Source organism: Ferrovibrio terrae, assembly GCF_943372915.1.
In the GTDB taxonomy this organism is placed as follows: domain Bacteria; phylum Pseudomonadota; class Alphaproteobacteria; order Ferrovibrionales; family Ferrovibrionaceae; genus Ferrovibrio; species Ferrovibrio terrae_A.
In genome coordinates this window covers 1-23621 of record NZ_CALSAN010000004.1, presented here as the reverse complement: position 1 = coordinate 23621, position 23621 = coordinate 1, and the positions used below count along the sequence as shown (strand labels likewise).

17 protein-coding genes are annotated in these 23621 nt (G+C 61.5%); 9 read left to right on the top strand and 8 right to left on the bottom strand.

Features of this window, described 5'->3' with window-relative positions:
• Nucleotides 1–19 precede the first annotated feature (19 nt).
• From AAG821_RS03920 to AAG821_RS03910, 3 genes are all read left to right on the top strand, one after another.
• Nucleotides 20–553 (top strand): ureidoglycolate lyase, encoded by a 534-nt coding sequence (locus tag AAG821_RS03920; protein WP_341915288.1) that lies wholly within the window; start codon nt 20–22, stop codon nt 551–553.
• The gene (locus AAG821_RS03915) at nt 550–2067 is read left to right on the top strand and encodes an AMP-binding protein (RefSeq protein ID WP_341915287.1); all 1518 of its coding nucleotides are present in this window, start codon (nt 550–552) and stop codon (nt 2065–2067) included. The genes AAG821_RS03920 and AAG821_RS03915 overlap by 4 nt, the downstream gene beginning before the upstream one ends.
• Before the next feature lie 61 nt (nt 2068–2128).
• Nucleotides 2129–2806 carry a hypothetical protein gene (locus AAG821_RS03910; protein ID WP_341915286.1) on the top strand — a complete coding sequence of 226 codons (678 nt, stop codon included), beginning with the start codon at nt 2129–2131 and terminating at the stop codon, nt 2804–2806.
• A gap of 4 nt (nt 2807–2810) precedes the next feature.
• Here the strand turns inward: AAG821_RS03910 and kefC are convergent, their stop codons facing one another.
• The 3 genes from kefC to AAG821_RS03895 are packed head-to-tail and all read right to left on the bottom strand — an operon-like array spanning nt 2811 to nt 6012.
• Nucleotides 2811–4616: a glutathione-regulated potassium-efflux system protein KefC gene (gene kefC, locus AAG821_RS03905; protein ID WP_341915284.1), complete on the bottom strand. Its 1806-nt coding sequence runs from the start codon at nt 4614–4616 to the stop codon at nt 2811–2813.
• Nucleotide 4617: 1 nt separating this feature from the next.
• The gene (locus tag AAG821_RS03900) at nt 4618–5229 is read right to left on the bottom strand and encodes an NAD(P)H-dependent oxidoreductase (RefSeq protein ID WP_341915283.1); all 612 of its coding nucleotides are present in this window, start codon (nt 5227–5229) and stop codon (nt 4618–4620) included.
• Between the two features lie 21 nt (nt 5230–5250).
• The gene (locus AAG821_RS03895; RefSeq protein ID WP_341915281.1) at nt 5251–6012 is read right to left on the bottom strand and encodes an SDR family oxidoreductase; all 762 of its coding nucleotides are present in this window, start codon (nt 6010–6012) and stop codon (nt 5251–5253) included.
• A gap of 109 nt (nt 6013–6121) precedes the next feature.
• Between AAG821_RS03895 and AAG821_RS03890 the strand changes: the two genes are divergently transcribed.
• Nucleotides 6122–6769, top strand: coding sequence for a DsbA family oxidoreductase (locus tag AAG821_RS03890; RefSeq protein ID WP_341915280.1), 648 nt, complete (start codon nt 6122–6124; stop codon nt 6767–6769).
• Between the two features lie 2 nt (nt 6770–6771).
• The gene (locus tag AAG821_RS03885; protein ID WP_341915278.1) at nt 6772–7293 is read left to right on the top strand and encodes a PAS domain-containing protein; all 522 of its coding nucleotides are present in this window, start codon (nt 6772–6774) and stop codon (nt 7291–7293) included.
• On the opposite strand, the gene mfd is transcribed toward AAG821_RS03885, so the two are convergent.
• Nucleotides 7290–10826 (bottom strand): transcription-repair coupling factor, encoded by a 3537-nt coding sequence (gene mfd, locus AAG821_RS03880; RefSeq protein WP_341915277.1) that lies wholly within the window; start codon nt 10824–10826, stop codon nt 7290–7292. The genes AAG821_RS03885 and mfd overlap by 4 nt on opposite strands.
• A gap of 4 nt (nt 10827–10830) precedes the next feature.
• The gene (locus AAG821_RS03875; RefSeq protein ID WP_341894628.1) at nt 10831–11097 is read right to left on the bottom strand and encodes a succinate dehydrogenase assembly factor 2; all 267 of its coding nucleotides are present in this window, start codon (nt 11095–11097) and stop codon (nt 10831–10833) included.
• A 93-nt stretch (nt 11098–11190) separates the two neighbouring features.
• Between AAG821_RS03875 and recG the strand changes: the two genes are divergently transcribed.
• Nucleotides 11191–13302 (top strand): ATP-dependent DNA helicase RecG, encoded by a 2112-nt coding sequence (gene recG, locus AAG821_RS03870; RefSeq protein ID WP_341915276.1) that lies wholly within the window; start codon nt 11191–11193, stop codon nt 13300–13302.
• A gap of 195 nt (nt 13303–13497) precedes the next feature.
• Here recG and AAG821_RS03865 read toward each other — a convergent pair whose 3' ends face one another.
• The gene (locus AAG821_RS03865) at nt 13498–15735 is read right to left on the bottom strand and encodes a methyl-accepting chemotaxis protein (RefSeq protein WP_341915274.1); all 2238 of its coding nucleotides are present in this window, start codon (nt 15733–15735) and stop codon (nt 13498–13500) included.
• A 417-nt stretch (nt 15736–16152) separates the two neighbouring features.
• Here AAG821_RS03865 and AAG821_RS03860 point away from each other — a divergent pair, with 417 nt between their 5' ends.
• From AAG821_RS03860 to AAG821_RS03850, 3 genes are read left to right on the top strand one after another with little or no spacing between them, the layout of a single operon-like run.
• Entirely contained in the window at nt 16153–16404 is a 252-nt protein-coding gene (locus tag AAG821_RS03860; RefSeq protein ID WP_341915273.1) for a hypothetical protein, read from the top strand.
• Nucleotides 16405–16414: 10 nt separating this feature from the next.
• Nucleotides 16415–17569, top strand: a complete 1155-nt coding sequence (grrM, locus tag AAG821_RS03855) for a cyclophane-forming radical SAM/SPASM peptide maturase GrrM/OscB (RefSeq protein WP_341915271.1) — start codon at nt 16415–16417, stop codon at nt 17567–17569.
• An 18-nt stretch (nt 17570–17587) separates the two neighbouring features.
• Nucleotides 17588–20044: a hypothetical protein gene (locus AAG821_RS03850; protein ID WP_341915270.1), complete on the top strand. Its 2457-nt coding sequence runs from the start codon at nt 17588–17590 to the stop codon at nt 20042–20044.
• A 73-nt stretch (nt 20045–20117) separates the two neighbouring features.
• Here AAG821_RS03850 and AAG821_RS03845 read toward each other — a convergent pair whose 3' ends face one another.
• On the bottom strand, nt 20118–22118 hold the full coding sequence (locus AAG821_RS03845) for an acetyl/propionyl/methylcrotonyl-CoA carboxylase subunit alpha (protein ID WP_341915268.1): 2001 nt from the start codon (nt 22116–22118) through the stop codon (nt 20118–20120).
• A gap of 11 nt (nt 22119–22129) precedes the next feature.
• Nucleotides 22130–23621, bottom strand: a 1492-nt coding sequence (locus AAG821_RS03840) for an acyl-CoA carboxylase subunit beta (RefSeq protein ID WP_341916213.1), incomplete at its 5' end; no start/stop codon positions are given.

The following is a 23621-nucleotide window of genomic DNA, read 5'->3' as shown; positions in this document are numbered from 1 at the left end:
GCCAGGAGAAGCCACTATCGTGTCGCTGGGGAAACAGATCAGTGTCGAAGCCATCACGCCAGAGGCTTTTGCGCCTTTCGGCTGGATGCTGGGCAAGCCGTTTCCTGTCGCAGAACATGCCGTTGCCTATGGCACTGCCGACAATGGCTTCTGGCATGAACATATCTTCGACCCCGGCATCGGTGGCGAACACGAAGTGCTGTGGGTGACGTATAACGTTTCCGATACCACGGTGGATCGGCTTGAGCTGCACCGCCTTACCCAGCAGGCGGTGGTTCCCCTGATCGGCAGCATCATCCAGGTTGTCGCACTCAGCGATGCGGCCGGCAATCCGGACCTTGCAACGGTGAAAGCCTTCACACTTTCTCCCGGGATAGGGATTTGCATGCAGCCCAATACCTGGCACGCAACGCGAACTACGGGTGCAGACGCGACCTGCCTGATGCTCACCCGCCGTTCCACGACGGTCGACCTTGTGGATCACCTAGCCCGTGGCGCCCCCGCCGTCGAAACCCGACTGCTCGATATAGACAAAATCCGCCTCAGCCGATGACCGATACCCTCCCTGCCCGTTTCAACATCGCGCGCTATTGTCTGGCTGAGAATGCCCGCCTGCGGCCCGACAAGACTGCGATGATCCTGGTCGGCGAAGCCGGCGAATTCCGCATGACCTTCGCCGAGGCCGATCTTGCCGTGCGGCGGCTCGCGGCCGGCCTGCGTGGCCTGGGCCTGGCGCCCGGCAGCCGCATCATGATCCGCATGGCCAACGATGCCGATTACGCGCTGACCTATTTCGCCACCATGGCCGCCGGTTATGTGGCACTGCCGTCCAGTGCGCAGCTCACCACAACCGAGGCAGCCTATCTGCTGGAAAATTCCGGTGCTTCAGCCGTCGCCGCCAGCGCCGAGCTGGCCGCCGATCTCTCGCTGCCCGCCGGCGTGCTATTGCTCGACCCGGCAACGCTGCAAACCCTGAAACAGGCCGCGCCACTGGCCGATTACGCCGATACCGCCGCGGATGACCCGGCCTATCTGGTCTATACCTCGGGCACCACTGGCCGGCCGAAGGGCGTGCTGCATGCGCATCGCGCCGCCTGGGGGCGCCGCCCGATGCACAAGGGCTGGCTCGGCCTGCAGGACAGCGATGTGATGCTGCATGCCGGTGCCTTCAACTGGACCTATACGCTGGGTGTCGGCCTGGTCGATCCCTGGGCGGTCGGTGCCACCACCGTGCTGTATAACGGCCACCGCGACATCCAGGTCTGGCCGCAGCTGATGGCGCGCCACCGCGCCACCATCTTCGCCGCTGTTCCCACGCTGTATCGCCAGATCCTGAAATACTGCGACCTTGACGCGCATGACCTCTCTGCCCTGCGCCATGGTGCCACTGCCGGCGAAGCACTGGCGCCGGCACTGCTGGAGGAATGGCAGACCCGCACCGGCAAGCCACTCTATGAAGCCCTCGGCATGTCGGAGATTTCCACCTATATCTCCACCGGCCCCGGCATGACCATCAAGCCCGGCTGCCCCGGCAAGCCGCAGCCCGGCCGCCGCATCGCCATCCTCTCGCCCGATACCGACAGCACCACGCCGCTGCCGCAGGGCGAAATCGGCCTGCTGGCCGTGCATCGCAGCGACCCGTCGATGATGCTCGGTTACTGGCATCGCCCCGAAGAAGAAGCCCTGGTCTATCGTGGCGAGTGGTTCTGCGGTGGCGATCTCGCCAGTTTCGATGCCGATGGCTATGTCTGGCACCACGGCCGCAACGACGATGTGATGAATGCCATGGGCTACCGCGTCTCGCCCGTCGAGGTCGAGATGGCCGTGGCCGAACATTCGGCCGTGGCCGAAGTCGCGGTCACCGAACTGAAAGTCCGGGCCGATGTCTCTGTAGTCGCCGCCTTCATCGTGCTGCGCGAAGGCATGAGCGCCGATCCCGCTGCGCTGTCTGCCTTCGTCGAAGCCCGGCTGGCTGCCTATAAATGTCCGCGCGAATGGCGCTTCGTCCCGGCGTTGCCGCGCACTGCCAATGGCAAGGTGCAGCGCAAAAAACTGGCGGCAAACTAGCCTGAAATAATGTGGCACCACCTTTGCAATTTCCCCGTCAGAGCAACCGATGGGGTTTGTCATGAGTGCCATGTCCACTGCCGCGTCCACGTCTGTCTTCGGCGATCTGATGAACGCCCACCAGACCGTCGCCAGCAATACGCCGGCGACCGTCGCTGCGGCAAAATTCGCGGATTACCTTGAAGAAAAGCAGTCCGCCGGCAAGCTTCCGAGCGTCGCGCCCGGCCGTTCCCCGACCCCCGACCAGCTCGCCAAGGTCCTGTTCGGCACCGCTTACGACCCCGATACCAAGACCGTCCGCCTAGAGAAACTTGCCGCCGAGGTTCAGAAAGGCACGGCAGAATTTGCCGGGCAGTTCAAGCAGCGCCTCACGGCCTTCGGCGTCGCCGCGAACATGCCGGTCGAACTGAGCACCGGCGTCGACGGTCGCATCATCGTCGACAACAGCCACCCCAAGGCCGCCGAAATTGCCAAGATCTTTGCCGATGATCCGGTGCTGGCCCAGGCCTATCGCAACATCGCCGCGCAGAATGACCAGCTGACCCTGATGCAGGCTGGTGCCGCCTATGTGAAGGACTGGAATGCCGCCAAGACTGATGGCGAACGCACGGCGCTGTGGAACCGCTACAGCACGCTGATGAACAAGATGACCAGCATGTTCAGCGGCCGCATCACCTTCGGCCCCAGCACCGTGGTGGCGGAAAGCCAGCAGATGCTGCGCCGCATGGGGCTGTCGTAAAGTTTTAGTCCCAGCCGAGGCCGCGCGCGGACTCCTGCGCCTTCTCGTCGGCTTCCAGATTCTGCTGCAGCCGCGCCCGCGCCTGCCGCTGCAGGGTGATGCGCTTGTCGATGTCCTCGCCCCAATGGGCATGCAGCTGCTGCAGCAGGGCCTCGTTATGCTGCTTGAAGGTCAGGGTCTTCTGCCGCGCCGCATAGGCGGGTTGGCCCAGTGCCTTCAGGGTCTCCTCGCCCAGCCACAACGCTGAGCGGAAGGTCTCGCGTTCGATCACCGGCACCTTGCGATTCAGCAGTTCCATCGCATGCGGCAGGTCACGGGCCCGCGCGACGATCTTGAGTTGCGGGAAATGCTTCTGCGCCAGGTCGACCAGCTGCAGCGAGGCCTCCTGACTGTCGACCGCCACCACCAGCACCTTGGCCTTGGCGGCACCAGCAGCTTCCAGCAGGTCGAGCCGGGTGGCATCTCCATAGAAGACCTTGAAGTCAAAACGACGCAGCGTGTCGATGATTTCGGAATCATGGTCCAGAACCGTAACGCCGATGCGGTTGGCATAGAGCAGGCGCACGACGATCTGACCGAAACGGCCAAAGCCGGCGACGATCACCGGGTTGCCCTCGTCTTCCGGCACATCATGCGGCCGGTCATCAACCTGAACGAAGCGCGGCTCAATCAGCTTGTCGTTCAGCACCACCAGCAGCGGTGCTGAAGCCATGGAAAGCGCCACCACCACGGTGAGCAGTGCGACGGTTTCAGTATCCATGATGCCGAAATCGGCAGCGGAGCTGAACAACACGAAAGCGAATTCGCCACCCTGTGCCAGTAGGAAGGCGAACAGCGCGGTCTGGCTCCACTGCAGACGGCTGGCGCGTGCAATGCTGAGCAGCACCAGCCCTTTCACAAGGATCAGGCCAACGACCATGGCCAGCACCTTCACCGGCTGGCTGACCAGCAGCCCCATATCCACCGACATGCCAACGGCCGTAAAAAACAGGCCGAGCAGCAATCCCTTGAAGGGCTCGATATCGGTTTCCAGTTCATGGCGGTATTCCGATTCCGCCAGCAGCACGCCGGCGAGGAAGGCGCCCAGTGCCATCGACAGGCCGGCCAGCTGCATCAGCAGGGCGATACCCAGCACCAGCAGCAGCGCAACCGCCGTGAAGACTTCGCGCAGCCCGGTATCGGCGACGATACGGAATAGCGGCCGGGTCAGGAAACGGCCACCGAATACGATAATGCCGATGGCAGCCACCGCCTTGGCGGCACCGATCCAGCCTTCGCTCTGGCCCGTAACGGCGGGTGCAACCGCCAGCAGCGGCAACAGGGCCAGCATCGGGATGACAGCGATATCCTGGAACAGCAGGATCGAAAATGCGGAGCGTCCGCCTGGCGTGGTGAGCAGGTTGCGCTCGGTCAGCGGCTGCAGTGCGATGGCAGTCGACGACAGCGACAGGCCGAGGGCTGCCGCCAGCGCCAGCTGCCAAGGCCAGCCCAGCAGAATGCCCACAATACTGAGGACAAGCGTGGTGCCGATCACCTGCCCGCCACCAAGACCGAGGATCGGCCAGCGCATCTGCCACAGCCGGCGCGGATTGAGTTCCAGCCCGATGACGAACAACAGCATCACCACGCCGAATTCGGAGAAATGCAGGATCGCCTCGACATCGGTGATCAGCTTCAGGCCCCAGGGGCCGATCACGATGCCGGCAATCAGGTAGCCCAGCACCGAGCCCAGCCCGAGCCGCTTGGCAATCGGCACCGCGATCACCGCGGCGGCCAGATAGATCACGCCATTGAGAAGCAGGCCATCCATATCAGCCGACCCGGTCGCTGGCCGGCACGGTCGGCGCATCGCAGCCGACACAGTTTTTCGGATGCGGGTAATCGATCAGCCACTGCCGGTAGGCTGCAGCATGGGCGGAAACTTCATCCGGTTTTTTCAGCCGGGCACCCTGGAGCAGGAATGGCGTGCGATAGGTCATGCCGCAAAGCGCGGCCGAGCGTTCGAACGGCCGCAGCAGCTCCGGCATGGTAATGCCGTTATAGCCTTCGGGGCGATAGGCTTCGTCCGGCCCGCCGGTCGAAACCGCCTGAGCCAGTTCCTTGCCCTGCAATGCCTCGCCGCCGGTGCCATAGGCCCAGCCGTATTCCAGCACGGCATCCATCCATTCCTTCAGCAGCGACGGGCAGGAATACCAGTAAAAGGGATGCTGCATCACCACCACATCATGCTCGAGCAGCAATGCCTGCTCATGCTTCACATGGATGAAGAAGTCCGGATAGGTCTCGTAGAGATCGTGGAACGTCACATGTGGCAGATCGCGCACTGCGTCGGCCATGGCACGGTTGACCCGCGACAGATGCGGATACGGATGCGCAAACAGCACCAGTATTTTCGGCTTTTCCGTCTCCGTCACTTCGGTCACGCGATCCTCTTGCTCTGCGCCTCAGGTTACCGTCAGACCGTCATCGGCCGCAATGATCGCCCCGTTGATGAACCGCGCTTCGCTGGAGGCTAGCAGCATGATCAGGCCATCCAGATCCTTGGCGTCGCCCACCCGGCGGCGGGGCAGCATTTCGATCAGCTTCTGCCCGCCCGGCGTGGCCCAGTAATCCCGGTTGATCTCTGTTTCGATATACCCGGGACAGATGGCGTTGGTGTTGATGCCATAACGGGCCCATTCCAGTGCCATGGCCTTGGTCATCTGCACCACCGCCGCCTTCGACATGCAGTAGACCGACAGCTGGCTCAGCACCCTGAGGCCCGCCACCGAGGCGATGTTGATGATACGGCCTTCCGCCTTGCGGGCGATCATATCCTTCGCCGCCGCCTGTGCGACAAAGAAGGCACCCTTGGTGTTGGTGTTCATGGTGAAGTCATAGTCATCCGGAGTCACATCGGTGATGCGGGCCTGTTTGCTCACCCCGGAATTGTTGATCAGGATATCGACCCCACCAAGCTTGCCGGCAACCTCGGCAAAGGCGCCCTGGATGTTGTCATAATCATTCACATCCAGTTTCACCGTAATGGCGGTGCCGCCGCTGGCCGTGATCCGGTCAGCCAGGGCCTTGAGCCGGTCGGTGCGCCGCGCGGCCAGCGCCACTGCCGCCCCGGCGCTGCTCAGAAGTTCGGCAAAACGCTCGCCCAGGCCACTGCTGGCCCCGGTCACCACCGCCACCTTGCCCTTGAGGCTGATCCCCACACTCATCGAATCCTCCCTTGTTTTTCGCAACTTGAATGCTGGTCGCCCGGCGCAGTCCGGTCAAGGCCCCCATCTGAGGCTGGCCTGATCGCCGGGCCTGCGCTACCGTTAGGTCATGCGCATAGAAATCGTTTCCGACGTCATCTGCCCCTGGTGCTTCATTGGCAAACGCCGCCTCGAACAGGCTCTGGCCCAGCGGCCGGACATGGAGTTCGAGATCGGCTGGCGGCCGTTCCAGCTCAATCCGGACATGCCACGCGAGGGTGCCGACCGCAAAAGCTATCTGGAAGCCAAGTTCGGCGGCCCCGCGCGGGCGAAAGAGATTTATGCCCGGGTCTCCGCCGAGGGGGCCAAGGAAGGCATCGCCTTCAATTTCGATGGCATCAAACGCACGCCCAATACCCTGGCCGCACATAGCGTGCTGCGCTGGGCGCTGACGGCCGGCGTGCAATCCGAGCTGAAAGAACGCCTGTTCAATCTCTATTTCATTGAAGGCCGTGACATCGGCGACCACCAGGTGCTGGCCGATGCCGCCGCCGCCGAAGGCATGGATGGTGCCCTGGTCAAGACCCTGCTGGACGAAGGCCGCGATGCCGATGTGATCCAGGACGAAGACAGGATGGCGCGTGAACTCGGGATCACCGGCGTGCCCTTCTTCATCTTCGAACGCAAGTATGGTGTTTCCGGCGCGCAGACGCCGGATGTGCTGCTGGATGTGATTGACAAGATTTCAGCCGAACCCGCACAGGCAATCGAGGCCTGATTGTGCAGGCCATCAGCCCAGCCATAACTCCGCAGAGCGCACCCAGCCTCGGCTTCATCAAACAGGCCGGCGAAATTCAGGACTCCAATGTCCGACAGTTTCTGCAGTTATGGTTCGATGCCCGTTCAAATGGTCAGATGCCGGGCAAGGACTTCCTTGATCCTCTGCGCCTGCGCTTTCTGCTCGGTTCATTATCCCTGCTGGAAGTGCAAGCCGACCCGCTGCGCTTCCGCTACCGCCTGGTCGGCACTGACATTGTCCAGCGCCTGGGACATGAACTGACCGGACACTGGCTGGATGAACATCCCGATCCGACCTGGCGACCTTTTCTGCTGAAAGGTGCCACGATGGTGCATCATGCTGCGATGCCGGTGTATGGCCATGTGCAGGCGCGCACGCTGGGCATGGATTGGCTGCTGGAAGTGGTGGCCGTACCGCTGTTCGGTCCTGATGGCGAAGTGGCCTACATCGGTGCCGGTCAGAGCTTCCCGCCCTACAAGACCGAAGCGACCGGGCGGGCCTAGGCGACTTTCTTCTTCGCCTTGCCTGCGATCTCTGCCAGCCGCAAGGCGGCATGCAACACGCCCTTAAGACGATCCTGCGGTTCCGGCCAGTCACGCATCAGCACCACCTTGTGATCGGGCCGCAGCTTGGCGCCCCTTTCCGACTGGATGAACAGCACCAGCCCGGCCGGGTCGGCAAACTTGTTGTCGCGGAAGGTGAGTGTCGCGCCCTTCGGGCCCGCCTCGATTTTGAGGATATTGGCCTCCAGGCAGAATTTCTTGATCGCCACGATATCCAGCAGATGATGTACCTCCTCGGGCAGCGGCCCGAAGCGGTCGATCATCTCGGCGGCAAAGGCATCGATATCAGCACGGCCATCCAGATCGGCAACACGGCGATAGAGCTGCATGCGCAGGTTGAGGTCGGCAACATAGGTATCGGGGATCAGCACGGCCGTACCGATCTGGATCTGCGGCGACCACTTCTCACTCAGTGCGCTGGTGTCCCCGCGTGCCGACGCCCGGGCCGCTACAATCGCTTCCTGCAGCATCTCCTGATACAGCTCAAAGCCAACTTCGCGGATATGGCCCGACTGCTCCTCGCCCAGAAGATTGCCAGCGCCGCGCAGATCAAGGTCATGCGAGGCCAGGGTAAAGCCGGCACCCAGCGTGTCGAGGCTCTGCAAGACGCGCAGGCGCTGTTCGGCCGCAGTGTTCAGCAGCCGACCACCCTGGTAGGTGAAATAGGAATAGGCGCGCAGCTTGGAACGGCCCACACGGCCGCGCAGCTGGTACATCTGCGCGAGACCGAAGAGGTCCGCGCGATAGACCACCAGCGTGTTGGCAGACGGAATATCGAGGCCGCTTTCCACGATATTGGTCGCTACCAGCACATCGTAGCGCCGGTCGTAGAAGGCGTTCATCACATCGTCCAGGTCCGTCGGCGTCATCTGGCCATGCGCCACCACGGCCTTCAGTTCCGGCACATGGTCGCGTATGAAGGCCATCGCGGTGTCCAGATATTCGATGCGCGGGCAGACGAAGAAACTCTGTCCTCCACGGAAGTGTTCGCGCAGCAGGGCTTCGCGGATCACCACCGTATCAAACGGCGTGACAAAGGTGCGCACGGCCAGACGGTCGACCGGCGGTGTGGCGATCAGGCTGAGTTCACGCACGCCAGAGAGCGCCAGCTGCAACGTGCGCGGGATCGGCGTGGCTGACATGGTCAGCACATGCACTTCGGCCTTGAGCTGCTTCAGGCGTTCCTTGTGCTTGACGCCGAAATGCTGCTCCTCGTCAATAATCAGCAGGCCGAGCCGCTTGAAGTCGATGCTTTTCGACAGCACCGCATGCGTCCCGATGACGATATCCACCGTGCCGTCGGCCAGGCCCTTCTTGGTCTCGGTGGCCGATTTCGCCGTGACCATGCGCGACAGCTGTTCGATCCGCAGCGGCAGGCCGCGGAAGCGCTCAAAGAATGTGCGGTAGTGCTGGCGACACAACAGCGTGGTCGGACAGACCAAAACCACCTGCTGGCCGGACATGGCCGCGGCAAAGGCAGCACGCAGCGCCACCTCGGTTTTGCCGAAACCGACATCGCCGCAGATCAGGCGATCCATCGGCTTGCCGCTGGACAAATCGTCGAGCGTTTCCTCAATGGCGCGGGCCTGGTCATCGGTCTCGTCATAGGGGAAACGGGCGCAGAATTCCTCGTACAGGCCTTCCTGCGGGATCACCCGTTCGCCCTGCCGCAACTCGCGCTCGGCTGCGATCTTCATCAGTTCGCCGGCCATGTCCTTGAGGCGCTGCTTCATGCGCGCCTTGCGGTTCTGCCAGCCGACGCCCCCCAGCTTGTCGAGGGTCACCTCGGCTTCGGGCGAGCCGTAACGCGACAGCATCTCGATATTCTCGACCGGCAGATACAGCCGGTCGCCACCATCGTAATGCAGCAGCAGGCAATCATGCGGCGCGCCGGCCACATCCAGCGTCACCAGATCCTTGTACTGGCCGATGCCGTGATCGATATGCACGACATAATCGCCCGGCTGCAGGGCGCTGGCCTCGGCGATGAAATTCTCCGCCCGGCGCTTCTTCTGGCGTGGCCGCACCAGACGGTCGCCGAGGATGTCCTGCTCGGCCACCACATACAGGTCGGCAGCCTCGAAGCCATGTTCGATCGGCAGCACGGCTATTGCCGGCGTAGCTTTCGCTACCGTCTCGATATCGCGTGCTGCTTCGATCGGCTGTGGCGCCGGCAGGCCGTGATCCTTCAGCACCAGCGCGAGACGGTCGCGCGCACCGGCCGAGAATGTGGCGAACAATACCCGCCGGCCCTGACTCACCTGCTTGGCCAGATGACCGCCCAGCGCATCATAGACGCTGACCACGGCGGTTTTCTTTTCCGCCGCCTGTGCCGCCTGGGTCCGTTCGGGTGCGAAGTCGCGGCCCGGCCGGCCACCGATATCGACCACCTTCACATCCGGGCCGCCGACAGCGTCAAACGGATAAAGCTGGCCGACGGGGAATTTCTCCAGTCGTGAATGCCATTCACCAGCCGTCAGATACAGGCGGTCGGGCGGCAGCGGTTTATAGGGCGAACCACCCTCTTCCAGCCCGCGCTTCATAGCCGATTTGCGGGCATCATAATGATCCGCAATCGCCTTGAAGCGTTCGTCGGTCGCATCGCCGCTCAGGTGATCCAGCGTTACGGTGGCCTGAGGCACATAATCCAGCACGGTGGCCAGCCTGTCGAAAAACAGCGGCAGCCAGTGTTCCATGCCGATCTGGCGTCGGCCGGCCGACACCGCCTCGTAAAGCGGGTCTTCCTTGGTGACGGTGCCGAACAGCTCACGATAGCCGCCACGGAAGCGTGCAATGGACTCCTCATCCATTGGCACCTCGCTCATGGCCGTGAGCGAAAGTTCGGTTACGGCATCAATGGTGCGCTGGGTGGCCGGATCGAAGCGGCGGATGTTTTCCACCTCGTCGCCGAAGAAATCGAGGCGATAGGGCGCATCTGTGCCCGGCGGAAACAGATCGACTAGGCCGCCACGCACGGCATATTCACCCGGCTCGTTCACCGTGGAAACGCGGCTGTAGCCATTGCGGCTCAGATACCCGATCAGGGTTTCCGGCTTGATGCGACCGCCTTTGGCGGCACGAAAGCCGGTGCCGGCGAACCAGTCCGGTTGCGGCAGGCGTTGCAGGGCGGCATTCACCGTGGTGAGCAGCAGCCAGGGCACATCCGGCCGCTCTCCCGCCAGACGATTGAGCGTGTCCATGCGCCGGGCGGCGATCTCGGCATTGGGCGAGACGCGGTCGTAGGGCTGGCAGTCCCAAGCCGGCAGGGTCAGCACCGGCAGATCGGGCGCGAAGAATTTCAGCGCCGCTTCCAGCGTCGCCATACGGGCATCGTCGCGGCAGACATGCAGCACGCCGCGGCCCTTCTGTCGGGCTGCGAGCGCCACCAGCAGGCGCGCATCCTGCCCTTCCGGACTGCCGGCCAATGCCCAGCGGCCCGGCCGGGTCAGGATATCCGGCAGCACGAATGTCATGATCTCAGAACTGTAACTTGTACGCCTTCAGCAGCTTCATCACCCCGGTATCCAGATGCGGCGGCACCGGATCGCGGCCGATGGCCCAGGCGTATATCTGCGGATCGTCGTAATTCTCCAGCAGGGCCTCATACTGGTCGAGCTCGACATCGGTGAAGGTCTGCAGATGCCGGCGGGCAAAGCTGCCCAGCAGGATGTCGACCTCCTTCATGCCGGTATACAGGCTGCGGTGCAGCAGCCGCTTGCGGCGGATCTCGATATCCTCAGCCATCGTGGGTACCCTGGGGGTGTTTCCGGAACTAGGGCAGGATATAGTACGCCAACCCTCGGATTCTCAAGGTTTACCCGGAAATTTCCCGACCCCATGCGCCCGGAATCGCTGTTTCCCGCCTTCGCCCCGATCACCAGCCTGAAAGGCTGCGGGCCCAAGCTGGCGCCGCTGGTGGAAAAGCTGGTCGGCGGCGGCAGAGTCCTGGACCTGTGGTGGCACCTGCCCAGCGGCCTGATCGACCGGCGCTACCGCCCCGCGGTGGCCGATGCCGAACCGGGCCGCATCGCAACCCTGCAGGTGACTATCGAGCGCCATATCCCGCCACGCACGCCGCGCCTGCCCTACAAGATCCTTTGCCATGACGGCAGCGGGCGGCTGACGCTGGTGTTTTTCAACGGCCGCGAAGACTTCCTGAAGCGCAGCCTGCCCGAAGGCGAGACCCGCGTGGTCAGCGGCACGGTCGAGCTGTTCGATGGCCAGGTGCAGATGACGCACCCGGACCGCTTCGGCACGGCGGAAGAAATCGAGCAGATGGCCGCGGTCGAGCCGGTCTATCCGCTTACCGCAGGCGTGGCACCGCGGACCCTGGGCAAGATCATCGATGGTGCGCTGGCCAAGGCGATGGAGCTGCCGGAATGGCTCGATCCCGCTTACCAGAAACGCGAGGGCTGGCCAGCCTGGCGCGAAGCGCTGCTGACCGCGCACCGGCCAGAAAGCATGGCCGACATCGAAAAGGATACACCGGCGCGGCAGCGGCTGGCATTCGACGAACTGCTGTCGAACCAGCTGGCCCTGCTGCTGGTGCGGCGCCGGCTGAAGCGCCAGACCGGCCGCACCATCACCGGCGATGGCCGCCTGCGCGATGCGCTGGAAAAGCTGCTGCCCTGGCCGCTGACCAATGCGCAGAAGCAGGCCAATGCCGAGATCGCCGGCGACATGGCGAGCGAGCGCCGCATGCTGCGGCTGCTGCAGGGCGATGTGGGCAGCGGCAAGACCATGGTGGCTCTGAATGCGCTCCTGCTCTGCGTCGAGGGCGGTGCGCAGGCGGCGCTGATGGCACCGACCGAAATCCTCGCCCGCCAGCATGCCGAGACGCTGGAACCCTATTGCAGTCAGCTCGGCGTGCGCCTGGCCCTGCTGACCGGTCGCGACAAGGGCAAGGCGCGTGCGGCCCTGCTGCAGCGGCTGGCCGCTGGCGAAGTCGATATCCTGATCGGGACACATGCGTTGTTCCAGGATGATGTGGTGTTCAGGGATCTCGCACTGGCGGTGATCGACGAGCAGCATCGCTTCGGCGTCAGCCAGCGGCTTGGATTGGCCGCCAAGGGACAACGCGACAAGGGCGGCGTCGATATCCTGGTGATGACGGCAACGCCGATTCCGCGCACGCTGTCGCTCACCGCCTATGGTGATATGGATGTTTCCAAGCTGACCGAGAAGCCCCCGGGCCGCAGCCCGGTCGACACCCGCACGATTGCGTCCGACCGGTATCTCGACGTGGTTTCGGCGGTGACGCGCAAGATCAAGGCCGGCGAGCAGGTCTACTGGGTCTGCCCGCTGGTCGAGGAAAACGAGCAGCTCGACCTTGCCGCCGCAGCCGAGCGCCATTCGGCGCTGAAGCTGGCGCTGGAACCCGAGCTGGGCGACGGCAGCATCGGCCTGGTGCATGGCAAGATGACGCCATCGGAAAAAGACGCTGCGATGGAGGCCTTCAGCGCCGGCCGCGCCAAGCTGCTGGTCGCCACCACGGTGATCGAAGTCGGCGTCGACGTGCCCAATGCGACACTGATCGTGATCGAGCATGCTGAGCGCTTCGGCCTGGCGCAGCTGCACCAGCTGCGTGGCCGGGTCGGACGCGGCGGCAAGCCCGGCGCCTGCCTGCTGGTCTATACCGGGCCGCTGGGCGAGACGGCCAAGGCGCGGCTGAAGATCATCCGCGAGACCGATGACGGTTTCCGCATCGCCGAGGAAGATTTGCGCCTCCGCGGCGCCGGCGAGGTGCTGGGCACGCGGCAGAGCGGCCTGCCGGAATTCCGCGTCGCCGATCTTGCCGCCCATGCCGAGCTGCTGGTGGCGGCGCGCGACGATGCCCGCCTGATCCTGGAACGCGACCCGAAACTGGCGAGCGAGCGCGGTAAAGCCTTGCTGACGCTGCTTTATCTGTTCGAACGGGATGCGGCGATCCAGTATCTGCAGTCCGGCTGATCGCGCCCATTCACGGCCAAGCGAAGCCTGTTGCCGGCCAATCGGAGCCAATGCGATCCCATTGGATGCCATGCGGTCCGATGGAATCCCGTTCGATCCGATCCGATCCCATCCGGGAAAGCCGTGCGGCGGCACAGACCCTCCACGCCAGTTCAGATAGGCAGCAGAGCGCGAAAACCAAGGCCCGCCGGCACCCTACTCTGCCGCCACCGGCAGCGGGACCACATTGCTGGCTGCGGACAGGCGGAAGAAGCCGACCAGTGCGGCCAGTTCCTGGGCCTGGCTGCTGAGAGCCCGGGCCGAGGCATGGGTCTCCTCGACCAGTGCGGCATTGCGCTGGGTTGTATCATCCATGCTGGCGATGGCGTCGTTGATCTGGTCGAGGCCTTTGGCCTGTTCGCGGCTCGCACCAGCGATTTCGGCCACGATGACGGAGACCTGCCGGATCGACTGCACGATATCGCCCAGACTGGCGCCGGCTTCATGGGCCAGATCGGCACCGCTCTTCACTTCGGCATTGGAGCGCGAGATGAGTGCCTTGGTCTCGCGCGAGGCATTGGCCGAACGCTGGGCCAGCGCCCGCACCTCCTGTGCCACCACGGCAAAGCCTTTGCCGGCATCGCCCGCCCGGGCTGCTTCAACCGCAGCATTCAGCGCCAGCAGATTGGTCTGGAAGGCGATCTCGTCGATCAGCGCCATGATCTCCGAAATCTTGCGCGCACCCTGCTCGATGCGGTCCATCGCCTCGACCACCTGGGCCACCACCTCGCCGCCGCGCTCGGCGTTCACGCGTGCCGCATTGGCCAGCCGGTCGGCGTCTTGGGCATTCTCCGCATTCTGCTTCACCGTTGCCGTCACCTGATGCATAGCGGCTGCGGTTTCCTCCAGCGCGGCTGCCTGGCCTTCGGTGCGATGGGCCAGGTCCTCGGCGCCGGATGAAATCTCGCCCGAGGCATCACGCACGGCATGGGTTGCCGTGCCCAGCCGGCCGGCAAAGTCCTGCATGCGATGGGCCAGGCCATTCACCGACTGTTTCAGCTCGGCAAAAATGCCGCGATAGGCCCCATGCATGCTGCGGCTGACATCACCTTCGGCGAGGGCATGCAAAACGGCCGACAATTCTCCGATCACGGCTTCCAGCGTATCGGTCAGCTGGTTGATGCTCAGGCTGACCTCGCGGAAATCGCCATCCTTGCCATCCAGATCCAGACGGCGGTGCAGATCACCGGCTGAAACCGCCCGTGACAGCGCGGCGATCTCGGCCGCCATGGCGCCTTCACGCGCGCGCTGTGCCTGCTGCTCGGCCATATGTGCGCGTTCGCGACGCTGCTCATCGGCGGCCATGTCGCGGCGCTCGGCTTCGTGGCTGCGAAACACTTCATAGGCCCGCGCCATGGCGCCGATCTCGTCCTGGCGCACGGCATCGGGACTGGCGATATCGAGCTGGCCCTCGGCAAGCCCCCGCATGGCATCGGTCATGCGTCCGATCGGCCGCAGGATGCCCCGCGCAACCACCACGCTGGCGATCACGATGAGCAACACCATCGTCAGGGTGATACCGCTCGAAACCAGCGCAATACGGCTGTGGGTGATCTCTGCCTGCCTGCGCTCTGCCATTTCCGTGGCTGCCGCCTGCTGCACCAGCGCCGCCAGCAGCGGTGCCATGGCGTCGCGGATCTGCCGGGCATCGCTCTCACTGCGGACCAGAGCCTCATTCGCGACCGCATAATCCCTGGCCGCGGCGAGATACGCACCCTGCAGGTCACGCACCTCCTGCTTGACCGTATCGAAGAACGGTGCGGATTTCAGCGTGGTCAGAAAATCACCCGATGCACGCTCCAGATCGGCCTCAAAAACCTGCCTGTCACCGCTCAGAGCATAGGCAACCTCAAAGCCGCGCATCTGCAGCATGGTGATGGTGAGCTGATTGGCGATATCGAAGGTCATGCCCATGGCCTTGCCACGGATATCCTCCAGCTTGTCCTGAAAGGCGCGGCCCGTCTGCAGCAATGTGCCGCGCGCACCGCTTTCATTATCGAAGCCAACCGTTTTCCGGGTTTCGATCAGGCGCCGATTAATGCCCTGCAGCGACGCCACCAGGCTTTCCAGCTCTGCAAAGCGCGTGGCGATCTCGCCCCTGCTGCCATCCCGGGCCTCGGCAAGGGCCGCCGCAATGGCATCGCCATCTTTCACCAGCACCGCGGCCAAGGCCGCGTCCTGGCCAGAGACAAGACGTTCGGCCACCTGCTGCAATCCGAGGAACCGTTTGTCCAGGCGCTCGGCCACCAGCTGGAGTGTTGCTGCAGCCTGCACGCGCTGCTCAACCTCGGCAACGGCCCGGCGTTCGTAGAAGGTCGCTGCAACAGCAACCGCGATGGCGAGAATTGCGCCCAGAATAATCGCGCCAATACGATGACCAATGGAAATACGCATTATCCGGACCGGGGTAATTCACATAGGGCTTTGCCTTAGTTCATCCCGGTGACAGCGCGGTGACATCTGCAAGATCTGTCGAGGCACATACTGAAAAAGCGCGCCACACGGCGCGTTTTTTTGTAATCAGTTGAACGAGGATCGACTCATTTCGATGCCAGGTCGCGCTCCGGCGCATAATCGATGATCTTCTCCTCGACGATGGTCCGGCCACAAGCGTGGCCAACATCGCTCAATCTGCTCAGGCGTAATTTCGCGATGAAGAATCTGCCATCGGCCCTGGCGGCGGATAGGAAGGCCTGCTGCCTGCATAATAGCGTACTTATAAGTGTATACTGATTATAAATGAATCTTTTGGTAGAATTTAGTATCCTTATAATTGTATTATAAAAAACAATACAATAAATGGGGGTTGCCATGCGTCTGCTCTATAATCTGGCGCCTGGGTTCATGACATTGCTTATGGCGGCCCAGCCGGCCCTCTTGGCTGGAGACCAGCCCCTGTCCGGCGCCGACCCGACCGCATCCATTGCCGAAGATATCGCGCGTCTGCGGGATGAGTTACAGAGCGGCCTGAGCCGTCTGCCACCTGAAGCCCGACAGGGCACCGAACACGCGCAGTGGCCGAACTTCTTCAACTGCTTCCGGGGGTATTGGCGCAACTGCTGACACTGTCGTCATGACTGCGCTCGGCCCGCTTCGGCTTTTGGTGGTTCAACCCACCCCATTCTGTAACATCGATTGCCGCTACTGCTACCTGCCCAACCGCAGTGTCACGCGGAAATTGCCGGAGGCGACCTTCCGTCGCCTGCTACGACTGGCCTTCGACAGCCCGCTTGGCCAATCAGGTTTCCGCCTCGTTTGGCATGGCGGCGAACCGCTGGCGGCGGGCATCCGATTTTACGATTGCATGCTGACCGCGCTGCAGGAAGAAAATCACGCCCGTATCCCGGTTGAACTGCATATTCAGACCAATGCAACCCTGATCGACGACGACTGGATCGCGCTGTTCCGCCGGCACGACATCGCCATCGGCATCAGCTTGGACGGGCCACAGGCGCTGCATGATCGTCATCGCGTCAGTCGCAACGGCAAGGGCACATTCGCGCAGACCATGCGTGGAGTCTGCCTATTGCAGGAAGCTGGCATTCCCTTCGATGTCATCGCAGTACTGACCCGAGACAGCCTGGCCTACGCCAATGACCTGATCCCATTCTTTGCCGATGTCGGGGCACGCAGCGTGGGATTCAATATCGAGGAAATCGAGGACGCCAATGCTGCAAGCTCCTTAAACTTCAGCGGAGTCGATGCAGCCTTCGATGCCTTCTATTCCGCTCTACCCAGAACCACTGAGATGTTGGCACGTCCCATGCCACTGCGCGAGATCGAGGATGGCTTCAGGCGTATCGCGATTGGTGGCGCCATCATGGACGATCAACGCGAGCCCATCAAAATCCTGACCTGCGACTGTGACGGCAATCTGTCTACATTTTCACCCGAACTCATTGGCAGCCCATCAGCTGAATACGACAACTTCATTTTCGGACATGTGGACTCCATCGACATTCTGGAAGATTTGCTAAAATCCCCCTCCCTGCTTCGCCTGCATGCGGATATCCAGCGTGGTGTCACGCGCTGCAAAACCCGATGCAGCTATTTTGAAGCCTGTGGCGGTGGCGCTCCCGGGAACAAGATTTTTGAGCTTGGCCATGCCGATGGTGACGAAACCCTATTTTGTCGCCTCGCCATCCAGGCACCGACACGGCTGTGTCTGACTCAGACACCACGGATTTCTCGCGAACAGCGTGCGGATCAGAGCGCCATGGTGACTTAAGACTGCAAGGGGGGATTTATGATTGGGGTTTCATATTTCATTGCCGTCGCCTTCGGTGTCATCACACTCTACTTTTATGCCGTACAGCGGTTCGAAGATCCGAGCGGAACCATTCCGCTCGGCTACAATCGCCTGGCATTGACGCCGCAACTGATGACACGGCAAGACAAGCATCAGAATGGCCAGAGCCTCTATATCGGCATCATTATCGTATTCTACCTGGTTGTTACGGTATGGCCCGCCGCGCTGGCTTCGATTGTCGATGTTTTTGCCGCCAATGAAGGAGCCGGTGGAGGCCAGATATCAGCATCCATCGCCAAGCTACTGGATACAGACAACCCCACCTTTCCGATGGCAATTGCCCTGCTCATCACCAGCAATTCATTTTTGAAAGCTTTCGCGCAACCCGAGCTGTTCATCCGGCGCTTCTGTCACCGGATTTCAGGCATCCCCACCGATCTCGCCTTCCTCACCCAGGTCGTGCTCTCCGCATCATCGGTCCCTGCCAGGGATGCCGCTGTAATTCAGGCAATAAATCCACACATAGAAAAGAATCTGAATGTCAATATCGCAGCAATCTCGGAGCTGAAAACCAACACGCCGCGTCTGTATCAGGCGACGCTGAACACGGTCCTGCTCGCCGCTACGCTTGAGCGGATTTATCAAGTCGTGCGCGGGATAGCCAGCGTTCAAGACGATTATCGCCGCTATGTCGATTACCAGGTCTTCCTCAACATATGGCCCAAGGCGGCTGACCGAATCCGCGAATTGAGCCTGCTGCTGCAGCAAGAGCAAAAACTGAATGAATCCCTGAAGAAAAGTGCTGAGAATACACAAAGCGGTACGATCGAAGCACTGGAGAGCGAAGGTCTGGAACAGCGCCTGCTGATTCTTCATGAGGATCTTGCGACTCTGGTGGCCGCAGCGCTTGCCACCGGAGGAACCCGGGATATCTGGACCGCGCTGAAGAAAATAAAGCTGGCAGATGCTGAGGCGAAGGAGCCGCAGATGCTGCGTTATATGCAGCGGACAGAAACCGACATATCCGCCTTTGCAAAGCCTGTGAGCATTGCCAGCATCATTATCGTTACCTTCACCTGGTTTTTATACTTTCCTGCCGACGCTGAGATCAGAAATTTAACGAGCAACATCCCTCTCATACAGAGCAAAATGTTAGAAACCAAACCTCCAAAAAAAGAAGCAGAAAATAAACTTGAAGAAGACTTAAATGATATTAAGGAGGCAATTGCAAAGCGTCCATTCCCGACCAATTGGCACGCCGCCCTGGGCTCGCTAACGGCGACCTCGGCGGTATCTGTGGCATTTTTTGCCAGCTGGCGCCGACGGCTGCAGATGAAGACGATCAACAGCTATCATCTACCGGAAGACGGCGCTGGAAATAAGAAGACCCCCGGGTCAAAGAGCCCTGCTTTTGGCGCCTATATCGATATCTTTGCCACGGGGTATAAATCGGCATTCTTCATCATCGCCTGTGCCGTAACATTTAGCTACCTAGGCATATTGAATTCCGTTGGCGATGTGATCAGTCAAGGCGTTGATTTTCAGAATACATGCGCAGACCTGCTCACCGACCTGAAGCTGTCCGGCATCTCGGCTTCCGTCACCATCGTATTCTTTACGCTGCTTGTTGTTGTCGTGCTGTTTTCGCTTCTACCCGCACTGACTTCACTCTGCTGTATTATTCTTGCAGATCACATCACGAAGCCCAAGGAACAAACTAAAGACTCAAACTCTCAAAACAAAGCTGCGGATTCTAAAATCAAATCCTTCTTTTCTAAATACAGAGCCCTGTTTGTAAAAACCCTTTTCTCTGCCGTTATATGCATGGTGTGCGCCATCATCATCAACATTTCTGTAGATAGATTACTCGCGTTCAGCATTCCACAAGCATTGCAAAAACCAGAAATTCTATATTCACGTACCACAAACGCACTCGAGGATGTTTTACGGAAAACAAGCCAAGACGCACCGACGCCAGACGAAGTCCAAAAGATTTCATACTGCGCCGCTGTTGCTCGCGACAGTCTAGGAACGGAGATCGCCTCAACAAATAGAGGGGCGAAGTCTCAATCGTCATTTGGATATGCACTGCGGGACAAAAACTATGCGATCCACATTCAAGAAGCCGGTCCAATTGCAAGTATTGTGAATACGGACCTTGAGGCCTACATTAAAAAATGGCGAAAAGAAAACAGCAGCCCGCTGGATATTCATACGAATATTAAAGCGGCGCTTGAAAAAGCAAAAAATCAGCAAAGCAACTCTCCGCCAAACAACAAAATCACTGCAGCGTATGAGTCTGCGATGCACGACCGAAGCGGCATCCTCGCCCTGTTATATGTGACTATGTACTTTCTGCTCGCAACGCTCATTATTCTGCGTCTTCGCAGTGGCACCACTTCCCCATCAACAGACGATCTAGACCAAAACCCAAAAGCTCAGCCCGCGGAGTAGATTGCCAATCGTCGATCATAAAAAAGCCCGCCGTTGAAGGCGGGCTTTTCCTATATGGCGCGACAGCGCCCTATCACGCGAATTCCAGGATCACCTGATCGACGGCGAGGCTGTCGCCTTTCTTGGCGTTGACCTTCTTCACCGTGCCGTCGCGTTCGGCACGCAGCACGTTTTCCATCTTCATGGCTTCCACCACAGCCAGTGCCTGACCGGCCTTGACCGGCTCGCCTTCGGCCACGGCAATCGACACCACCAGGCCCGGCATCGGGCAAAGCAGATACTTCGACATGTCGGGCGGCAGCTTTTCCGGCATCAGCCGCGCCAACGCCGCCGCCGCCGGCGTGCGCACGGCGATATCCAGCTCGGCGCCGCCATGCACGATGCGAGCCCCATCAGGGCGCGGCGTCACGCGCGCCACCACGGTGGCGCCATTCACGGTGCCGCGGAAGAAGGGCTGCCCCGGCTTCCAGGCACTGCGCACCTTCAGCGCCTTGCCCTTGCCGATCTTCACATCGCAGCCGCCCTCGGCATCGCTGACGCTGAGCTTGTATTCGGTCTTGTTCAGCGTGGCGATCCAGTCGGCATCGGGCTCCCATTCGGGCAGACCGAGCTTGCCGCCGAGATGACGGGCGCGCAGTTCATTGCGGATATGAATCAGCGTCGCCACGGCAAGCGCCGCATTCTGGCGCTCTTCCGGCAGCACGGTGCCGCCATAGCCGTTCGGCCATTCCTCGGCGATGAAATTGGTCGAGATATTGCCCGCGCGGAAACGCGGGTGATCCAGCACGGCGGAGAGGAAGTTGACGTTATGGCCGATACCGGCGATCCAGGTTTCATCCAGCGCGGCTGACAGCGTGGAGATCGCCTCGGCGCGATCCTTGCCGTAAGAGCACAGCTTGGAAATCATCGGATCGTAGAACATGCTGATCTCGCTGCCTTCCACGACGCCGGTGTCGTTGCGGATGACGGCGGATTCATCGGCGGTGCGCCAGCGCGCCAGGCGGCCGGTGCTGGGCAGGAAGCCGCGCAGCGGGTCTTCGGCATAGATGCGGACTTCAACGGCCCAGCCATCCAGCTTCACATCGGATTGCGCGATGCTCAGCTTTTCGCCGGCGGCAACGCGGATCATCTGTTCGACCAGATCAATCCCGGTGATCAGTTCGGTGACCGGATGCTCCACCTGCAGGCGGGTGTTCATTTCCAGGAAGTAGAAGCTGCGGTCCGGACCGACGATGAATTCCACCGTGCCGGCGCTGTCGTAATTCACGGTCTTCGACAGGGCGACGGCCTGTTCGCCCATCGCCTTGCGGGTCTTTTCGTCGAGGAACGGGCTCGGGGCTTCTTCCACCACTTTCTGGTGGCGACGCTGGATCGAGCATTCGCGCTCATGCAGGTAAATCACGTTGCCGTGCTTGTCGCCCAGCACCTGGATTTCGATATGGCGCGGCTGCTCGATGTATTTCTCGATGAAGACGCGGTCATCGCCGAAGGAATTCTTCGCCTCGTTGGTGGCCGAGGAAAAGCCCTGCGCCACTTCGTCGGCCGAACGCGCGATGCGCATGCCCTTGCCGCCGCCGCCGGCCGAGGCCTTGATCATCACCGGGAAACCGATATCGGTGGCAATCTTCACAGCCTCTTCGGTCGAGGCGATGGCACCCAGATAGCCCGGCACCGTGGAGACGCCGGCCTTCTGCGCCAGCTTCTTGGACTCGATCTTGTCGCCCATGGCGTAGATCGCATCGGGATTGGGGCCGATGAAGGCGATGCCGGCCTCTTTCAGCGCGGCGGCAAACTTGCGGTTCTCCGACAGGAAGCCGTAGCCCGGATGCACCGCCTGGGCGCCGGTTTGCTTACAGGCGGCGACGATCTTCTCGATCACCAGATAGCTTTCGGCCGCTGCCGCCGGGCCGATATGCACGGCCTCGTCGGCCATGCGCATGTGCAGGGCGCCGTCATCGGCATCGGAATAGACCGCCACGGTCTTGATGCCGAGCTTGCGGCAGGTCTTGATGACGCGGCAGGCAATCTCGCCACGGTTGGCGATCAGGATCTTGTCGAACAGTTTATTGGCCATGATCTCTGATCTCACAACGGAATGTTGTCGTGCTTCTTCCAGGGATTTTCCAGCTTCTTGTCGCGCAGCATGGCGAGCGAGCGGGCAATCCGGAAGCGCGTATTGTGCGGCATGATCACATCGTCGATGAAGCCGCGATGGCCGGCGACGAAGGGATTGGCAAACTTCTGACGATATTCTTCCGTCCGCGCCGCGATTTTGTTGGCATCGCCGATCTCGCCGCGGAAGATGATCTCCACCGCGCCCTTGGGGCCCATCACCGCGATCTCGGCCGAGGGCCAGGCGTAATTGACGTCGCCGCGCAGATGCTTGGACGCCATCACGTCATAGGCGCCGCCATAGGCCTTGCGGGTGATGACGGTGACCTTCGGCGTGGTCGCCTCGGCATAGGCGAACAAAAGCTTGGCGCCATGCTTGATGATGCCGCCGTATTCCTGCGCCGTGCCGGGCAGGAAGCCGGGCACATCGACGAAGGTGACGATCGGAATGTCGTAGCAGTCGCAGAAGCGCACGAAACGCGCGCCCTTGCGGCTTGAATCGATATCCAGGCAGCCGGCCAGCACCATCGGCTGGTTGGCGACGATGCCCACGGTCTGGCCGCCGATGCGGGCGAAACCGGTGAGGATGTTCTTGGCGTAGTTCGGCTGGATCTCGAAGAAGTCGCCCTCGTCGACCACCTTCTCGATCAGCTCCTTCATGTCGTAGGGCTTGTTCGGATTGGGCGGCACCAGGGTGTCGAGCGAGGCTTCCTGGCGATTGATCGGATCCCAGGTCTCGCGATGCGGTGCCTTCTCGCGGTTGTTCAGCGGCAGGAAATCGAACAGGCGGCGGGTCTGGGCCAGTGCTTCGACGTCATTTTCAAAGGCGTTGTCGGCGACGGAAGACTTCGTCGTATGCGTGATGGCGCCGCCGAGCTGTTCCTGCGTCACCACTTCCTGCGTCACCGTCTTCACCACGTCGGGGCCGGTGACGAACATGTAGCTTGAGTCCTTCACCATGAAGATGAAGTCGGTCATCGCCGGCGAATAGACCGCGCCGCCGGCACAGGGCCCCATGATGACGGAAATCTGCGGCACCACGCCGGATGCCAGCACGTTGCGCTGGAACACTTCGGCATAGCCGGCGAGGCTGTCGACGCCTTCCTGGATGCGCGCGCCGCCGGAATCGTTGAGGCCGATCACCGGTGCGCCGGCCTTCATCGCCGTATCCATGATCTTACAGATCTTGCCGGCATGGCTGGCCGAGAGCGAACCGCCGAACACGGTGAAGTCCTGGCTGAAGACGAAGGTGGGACGACCATGGATGGTGCCGTAGCCGGTGACGACGCCATCGCCGGCCACCTTCTGGTCGGCCATACCGAAATCCGTGCAGTCATGTTCGACGAACATGTCCCACTCCTCGAAGGAGCCGGGATCGAGCAGCAGCTCAAGCCGTTCGCGTGCGGTCAGTTTGCCCTTGGCGTGCTGGGCCTCGATACGCTTCTTGCCGCCGCCTTCGCGGGCC

What these genes read in the sequence shown, in the direction of transcription:
- AAG821_RS03915 (WP_341915287.1), top strand. Translation starts at nt 550, where the DNA reads ATGACCGATACCCTCCCTGCCCGTTTCAACATCGCGCGCTATTGTCTG.
- AAG821_RS03910 (WP_341915286.1), top strand. Translation starts at nt 2,129, where the DNA reads ATGAGTGCCATGTCCACTGCCGCGTCCACGTCTGTCTTCGGCGATCTG.
- kefC (WP_341915284.1), bottom strand. Translation starts at nt 4,616, where the DNA reads ATGGATGGCCTGCTTCTCAATGGCGTGATCTATCTGGCCGCCGCGGTG.
- AAG821_RS03895 (WP_341915281.1), bottom strand. Translation starts at nt 6,012, where the DNA reads ATGAGTGTGGGGATCAGCCTCAAGGGCAAGGTGGCGGTGGTGACCGGG.
- AAG821_RS03890 (WP_341915280.1), top strand. Translation starts at nt 6,122, where the DNA reads ATGCGCATAGAAATCGTTTCCGACGTCATCTGCCCCTGGTGCTTCATT.
- mfd (WP_341915277.1), bottom strand. Translation starts at nt 10,826, where the DNA reads ATGACATTCGTGCTGCCGGATATCCTGACCCGGCCGGGCCGCTGGGCA.
- AAG821_RS03875 (WP_341894628.1), bottom strand. Translation starts at nt 11,097, where the DNA reads ATGGCTGAGGATATCGAGATCCGCCGCAAGCGGCTGCTGCACCGCAGC.
- recG (WP_341915276.1), top strand. Translation starts at nt 11,191, where the DNA reads ATGCGCCCGGAATCGCTGTTTCCCGCCTTCGCCCCGATCACCAGCCTG.
- AAG821_RS03865 (WP_341915274.1), bottom strand. Translation starts at nt 15,735, where the DNA reads ATGCGTATTTCCATTGGTCATCGTATTGGCGCGATTATTCTGGGCGCA.
- AAG821_RS03860 (WP_341915273.1), top strand. Translation starts at nt 16,153, where the DNA reads ATGCGTCTGCTCTATAATCTGGCGCCTGGGTTCATGACATTGCTTATG.
- grrM (WP_341915271.1), top strand. Translation starts at nt 16,415, where the DNA reads ATGACTGCGCTCGGCCCGCTTCGGCTTTTGGTGGTTCAACCCACCCCA.
- AAG821_RS03850 (WP_341915270.1), top strand. Translation starts at nt 17,588, where the DNA reads ATGATTGGGGTTTCATATTTCATTGCCGTCGCCTTCGGTGTCATCACA.
- AAG821_RS03845 (WP_341915268.1), bottom strand. Translation starts at nt 22,118, where the DNA reads ATGGCCAATAAACTGTTCGACAAGATCCTGATCGCCAACCGTGGCGAG.